This window comes from Nitrosomonas sp., from assembly GCF_043753625.1.
GTDB lineage: Bacteria > Pseudomonadota > Gammaproteobacteria > Burkholderiales > Nitrosomonadaceae > Nitrosomonas.
On record NZ_JAYUWI010000046.1, the window covers coordinates 1 to 5,929 of the forward strand.

The 5,929-nt window shown below is 44.8% G+C and carries 7 protein-coding genes and 1 tRNA gene; 7 read left to right on the top strand and 1 reads right to left on the bottom strand.

Annotated elements, in window-relative coordinates; translation table 11 throughout:
• Positions 1-126: 126 nt before the first annotated feature.
• The gene (locus ACH10T_RS04455) at positions 127-348 is read right to left on the bottom strand and encodes a hypothetical protein (RefSeq protein ID WP_394808121.1); all 222 of its coding nucleotides are present in this window, start codon (positions 346-348) and stop codon (positions 127-129) included.
• 221 nt (positions 349-569) lie between these two features.
• Here ACH10T_RS04455 and ACH10T_RS04460 point away from each other — a divergent pair.
• The 7 genes from ACH10T_RS04460 (at position 570) to ACH10T_RS04490 (ending at position 5,867) form a co-directional block, all read left to right on the top strand.
• Positions 570-659, top strand: a tRNA-Ser gene (locus ACH10T_RS04460).
• A gap of 995 nt (positions 660-1,654) precedes the next feature.
• Entirely contained in the window at positions 1,655-2,131 is a 477-nt protein-coding gene (locus ACH10T_RS04465) for a hypothetical protein (RefSeq protein WP_394808122.1), read from the top strand.
• A 95-nt stretch (positions 2,132-2,226) separates the two neighbouring features.
• Entirely contained in the window at positions 2,227-2,481 is a 255-nt protein-coding gene (locus ACH10T_RS04470; RefSeq protein WP_394808123.1) for a helix-turn-helix transcriptional regulator, read from the top strand.
• A 23-nt stretch (positions 2,482-2,504) separates the two neighbouring features.
• Positions 2,505-2,903 (top strand): DNA primase, encoded by a 399-nt coding sequence (locus tag ACH10T_RS04475; RefSeq protein WP_394808124.1) that lies wholly within the window; start codon positions 2,505-2,507, stop codon positions 2,901-2,903.
• A complete protein-coding gene (locus ACH10T_RS04480) occupies positions 2,896-4,452 on the top strand; it encodes a YfjI family protein (protein ID WP_394808125.1) in 1,557 nt (518 codons plus the stop codon). Before ACH10T_RS04475 ends, ACH10T_RS04480 begins: the two co-directional genes overlap by 8 nt.
• A 118-nt stretch (positions 4,453-4,570) precedes the next feature.
• The gene (locus ACH10T_RS04485; RefSeq protein WP_394808126.1) at positions 4,571-4,963 is read left to right on the top strand and encodes a hypothetical protein; all 393 of its coding nucleotides are present in this window, start codon (positions 4,571-4,573) and stop codon (positions 4,961-4,963) included.
• A gap of 253 nt (positions 4,964-5,216) precedes the next feature.
• A complete protein-coding gene (locus ACH10T_RS04490; RefSeq protein WP_394808127.1) occupies positions 5,217-5,867 on the top strand; it encodes a hypothetical protein in 651 nt (216 codons plus the stop codon).
• Positions 5,868-5,929: the final 62 nt, after the last annotated feature.

Sequence of the window (5,929 nt, forward strand, 5' to 3'; positions counted from 1 at the left end):
CCTATCGATCATTTGGTTAAAAATACCGATGTGCAAATAACCATGTAGAAAAATAATAACCAACTGAATCTATTCAATTAAATCTCAGGACACTTCTGATGACAAGTAATGAAGATAGTTAATAAATCACTGCTGTCCCGTTAACTTCCAAAGTAGAGACATCTGAATATCAGACGAGTGATTACGGTTTTGGGGATCCCCTCGCAATAAAGCCATCAAGTCACGTTTTTCAAATAAATTGAGCTGCAGTAACCGCAAGATCTTTTGCATGGTTATTAAAATTTCATACGTATCTTCTTGGATGGAATTGGCAATACTATTTTCAAACAGCGTTTTTCCAAAGTTCATAAATAATCTCCAGAAGGTTCAACTTCTGGAGATTACTCGAACCTGAATTTGCAACATATGATTTCAAATCGGCACCAAAATATTTTCTCGGAGAGTCTCTTCAATACCGGGCTCTATCATTTCAGCAGCTAATTTACCCGGACACTACTGAAATAAAATACGCAGTAACTAGCCAAAAAGAACTCTTAAAGGTATGATTGCGGTCTGTTAGCTCTATGATTGGAGGTGTGGCCGAGCGGTTTAAGGCAGCAGTCTTGAAAACTGCCGTAGGGGCGACTCTACCGTGAGTTCGAATCTCACCGCCTCCGCCAATGTACTAAGGTAATCATGTGATTTTATTAACTTAATTAGTTATTAATAATTCCACACTATCAAATTGAATATCAAATCAATTGATAGACCCTCACAGTTAACCTCTCAGTCAGTAGTACCCGACCGCCCCTACATTGCAAAGCATAATCACCACATGCTTTCTGGATGGCCAAGAAACAATCTCTCCACACATTCCGGACGCAGTATGCTTATTCAACGCGAACAGATAGCAATCCATCGGCTGATAGTCGCTACCGGCGCTCCTGTGTCGTAGTTAAGAAACTCTCGCCCCCCTTCGTGGTTGGATTGAAAGCTACAGCATCCAACTCCTCCTTACCCACTGGTGCCAGCATCTTTGTGCTGTCTGGCATCCATGCCGCCCCGCCCCGCAGTTCATTGCAACTTGACCAAAGTGAAGAGTAGATCTCGGATTTTTTGATTGCCATACGTTGTTATTGTTTAAAATACGATAATATACAGCAATGTACTGTACTGGATCAGTTAACAGATTGTAGCATCTACACAAGGAGCGAATAAATGATCCGTCATGCATGCAATGCCATACCATGCTAATACAGTTTTTCCCCAATGAAGTTGTACTTACTGAATATAATTTCAGTGAATTTTTTGAAACAACAATTGAGTCTATTTATCAAGCATGGTTGACTTTACCGGATGGATGGCGTGAGAAAATGGAGCAGCATTTTAATTGGCTGACCTGCAGTCCTGATGCGATGCTTTCCTGTTCCGCAAATTCGTTGCAATTGTCAAATATAACGGTGTGAGTTTGCACTTGCGAGGACGAGGTAGGCTGTTAATCTTTGTTGTTACTCCTCGGCATATTTGGCTTGCAATTAGCCAGCGAGGGTATAGCAGGATTTCTTTGTGGTATCTATGGTTCGACTTCAATCAAGAAGCATAGGGCATACTGAATAGTGCATAAAGTATTATTATATTACAAGGATTTGATATAAAAAATGACCGACAATTCGCCATGAAATACACTAATTCTTCGTGTATCAAAAGAACTGAAGCGGTAGAAATAATCGCTGAACGGCTATGCAGTTCTGACGAAACAAAGCGCCAGGCAAAAGATCGAGTCAACCACCGAATCAGGACCGCGATTGATAAAGGGAAACTGATTCAATCACAAGATGGCTGTTTTCTGTTCAATGATCTTGCAATATGGGCACGGTTCGAATGGCCGCATTCTTTTAACGACTGGCTGATTAGCGCAACCGCGGAAAGCGAAGCACGTGTCACTACTTATGCGACTGCTGATGCTGTGATCCTCCCGGGATCTCTTGAAAGCTGCCACGAAGTTATCAGGAATATGCACGAGACAATTACAATATTGGAGAAAAAACTTGAAGCCGCGAATTTTCAGATCGAACAACTCTTGCCGGGTGCCAATCAATGGCGAGAACTACAACGGAGAAATAAAGCGAACGCAATAAAATCCAGAAAATAGCAATTTTTGAAGAGAAAAATTTTTAGCGTTGCTCAAAAGAATTCTCTCCATATAATGACATAACCATGTTCAACAACGCCTAAGGAGGCGCAAACATGGTCACTACAATCCACAGACTTCCCGTCGTCAAATCTGAAACCGGCCTTTCCCGTTCGACCATCTATCAACATATTACTCAAGGTTTGTGGATAAAACCCATACGCCTTGGTGCACGTGCCGTGGGCTGGCCTGCACATGAAGTAGCGGCGCTGAATGCAGCCCGTATTGCTGGAAAATCTGACGAAGAAATCCGCGAGCTTGTGCTCAAGCTTATAGCCGCCCGCAAATCTTTTGCGAAGGAGGTTATATGACAGCCGAAACTTAAATTTCGCGTTTGGAGCGAGTTAAGCGCATTGGATCTGGATGTTATCTAGCACGATGTCCTGCGCATGATGATCGTGAACCATCCCTCTATATCCGAGGACTGGACGACGGCCGTGTTCTGGTTCATTGCTTTGCCGGTTGCGATGTTCAATCCATTCTGTCTGCAACGGGCTTAAGCTTCGATGACTTATATCCACCACGCGAAATTGATGCGGCAAAGCGAGAACGAAGACCATTTCCCGCAACAGACATTTTGCGTGCTATTGCCTTTGAAGCATTAGTGGTAGTTGTGGCTGGTTCTACCATACTGACAGGCGAGCCACTTAACACAATTGATCGAGATCGCCTCATTTTGGCTGTGAACAGAATACAAGCTGCTCTTGAAGCCGGTGGATTGAACCATGAGTAAAGCCATTGAACGTGGACAGTCATTTCTTGATGATGCGGCAGAAAAATTTCGCAATCATATTTCAAAGACGAGCTGGTCGGAACCAAAAAATATTAAAGCAGCATTGCTTCCTGTTCCAGCCTTTGACTCAGAAACTCTTCTACCCGATGCTTTGCGTGGCTGGGTTATGGATGAAGCTGAGCGAATGCCCTGTCCACCCGATTTCATCGCAGCAGGAGCAATAGTAACACTGAGCTCGATTATTGGAGCGCGCTGCGCGATCAAGCCTAAAGCTTGCGATTCCTGGTTAATTGTACCAAATCTGTGGGGAGGTATCGTTGGCTTGCCTTCATCAAAAAAATCCCCTGCTATTAGTGTGGCGTTAAAACCGCTCGAGCGGCTGATCGCACTGGCAATGGAATCTTATCAAACTGATGCGAACACATTTGAAGCCGATAAGATGGTCTTTGAGGCAACGAAAGATGCCATCGAATCGCGTATAAAATCAGCAGCAAGAGCAAAGGATAGCAAGATTGGAAACCTGACAAACATTGCCAAGGAATTGCAGATCCACAGAGAGAACGCACCAGATATACCAATCTTGCGCCGTTATAAAACAAATGATGCAACTGTTGAAAAACTGGGGGAATTATTAAGAGATAACCCCATGGGAGTGCTGGTTTTGCACGATGAATTGATCGGTCTGATTGCATCCTGGGACAGAGAAGGGCGGGAAAGTGATCGGGCTTTTTATCTGGAAGCATGGAATGGTAATGCCGGTTTTGATACCGATCGCATAGGACGTGGCTCGATACTTATTCCTAATCTTTGTGTGTCAATCTTTGGCGGGATTCAACCCGATAAGCTGATTACCTACTTGGAGCAGGCCACAAATGCCTTGGCAAATGATGGAATGCTGCAACGGTTTCAAATGGTGGTCTATCCCGATCATGAAATCTGGGAATGGCGTGACCGCATTCCTTTGAAAGAGGCACGTGATCAGGCTTTTACCGTATTCGAGGTGTTGGCCGACTTCGACCCTGAATCCTGGGGTGCTTCTCCTGCCGATGAATTTACCAAGTTTCCATTTTTTCGTTTCGATGAGGCGGCACAGGAAATTTTTATCGAATGGTCGACGGAATTGCATCGCGTGCGCTTGCAAACCGAAGAACATCCAATCATCGCGCAACACTTGGCGAAGTTTGATAAATTATTTCCGGCATTGGCGCTTATTCTGCATCTTGTAGATTGTGCTGCAACTGGACGGCGCGGACCAGTTACAACAGAGTCGGCTTTGCGAGCGGCGGCTTGGTGCGAATACCTCGAAGCACATGCAAGGCGCTGCTACGGTTTGTTGATGGATGATGGTTTGCGTGCGGCACAGGTCTTGGCAGAAAAACTACGTCAGGGAAAACTGACCGATGAATTTACGGCACGCGATGTACGCCGTAATCAATGGCGATCTCTTACAACAGATGAAGCAGTGCGGGCGGCATTGGATTGGTTGGAAGATGAGGGTTGGCTAAAGTCAATTGAAACAGGCGGCCTACTACCAATACTGACGAAATAGGTCAAACGGCAGTATTGGCAGTACCCGAACCGGGTGATTCCGTAATTTTGCAGAATTCATTTGGCAGTAATGGCAGTACTCCGTTAGACAGTTTGCAGAAAATTAAACCCGTCATTCTATGACAGCAAATGAACATGCCATGATCAGTTTATGGCTCACTTCTATCGGTGAGGATGATTCTTCCATTATTGACCATGTGCTAAACCAATGCCTTGCAGATTTGGATGCACGAAATTACTTCATTCAGATGGCTAGTTTTGAGACAAGACCTGTTACTTCCATTGATGATCGGCGATGTTGCACTCTATGTACAAACTTAACCAAACGAGGATCATGTCTTGCTGCTCGTCGAGGTGAGATTGTGGCAAGTCGAAGCTATGAGCCAATTCCTGATATTCCGAGACGATGTGAGGGTTATTCACCTAAAGCGGACGATTTAGACAGAAGGACTGGCCGGGAAAGATGGTTTAATCTAATTCATGAAGAATATTATGATGGCATCAGAAAATAAAATTCAAAACATAAACCCTGGGGAAAGGGTTGAAAGTGAATCAACTTGAGAAGCCCCGTCGTTATGAAACGAACCTGGATCGCAAATTTGAGCGCACATGGCCATGCTTCTGATACTAAAGCAGCTTCGCAGCGCATGAAAACGGATATTATGAAAACTTGCCAAAAGCGAGACAGGGTAAGTCTTTCGGGTAGATTGGCAAATAATACCTGACAAACTTGCCAAATGATTTAGGCAAAATCGGAGCGAAAAAATGAGCGGCATCGGAAGTGGACGACAGTATCAGGGCGGAAAAGAGATAACAAGCAACATGAAATCTTTGGATATACGGAAATTGCAGCGGCACGGCTTGCTTTTACCCGACATGGATTGCACTTGGCATTGGACACATAATGGCGAAAAAGTGCCATCCCTTCACATTTATACGGATACTGATCGGATGATTATCAGTTATCAGGATCTGACCAGAGGTGGAGAATGGCGATTCATGGAATACACCGTCTATCTGGAATGGACGGACTGCAATCTTGGTGGACGACGGGCCTGGTTTCACTGTCCAGTACAGGAATGTGGGCAGCGCGTGGCCATTCTTTACAGCAATTCAATTCTTGCATGCCGCCGCTGTCAAAAGCTGGTTTATGCCTGTCAGCGGGAAAGCGATAATCATGGGTCATTTCGACGGGCAGATGGCATCCGGAGTCGGTTAGGCTGGAAGCCTGGCATAGCAAACCCTGAAGGCGGTAAACCCAAGGGTATGCATCGGCGTACTTTTGAGCGATTGAAAGCCCGGCATGATGCCTTTGCAGATACATCATGGGATTGGATGGCGCGACGGCTTGAAGTGTTGGAGCGACGTCTGTCAGATCGAGGCATTGATCTTGATAACCCAGATTGTGATGATTGAAACTGCTTGGCAAATTGAAAGCATTTAGAATGCTTCTTTGATTCTCTGCACACCAGATTTAA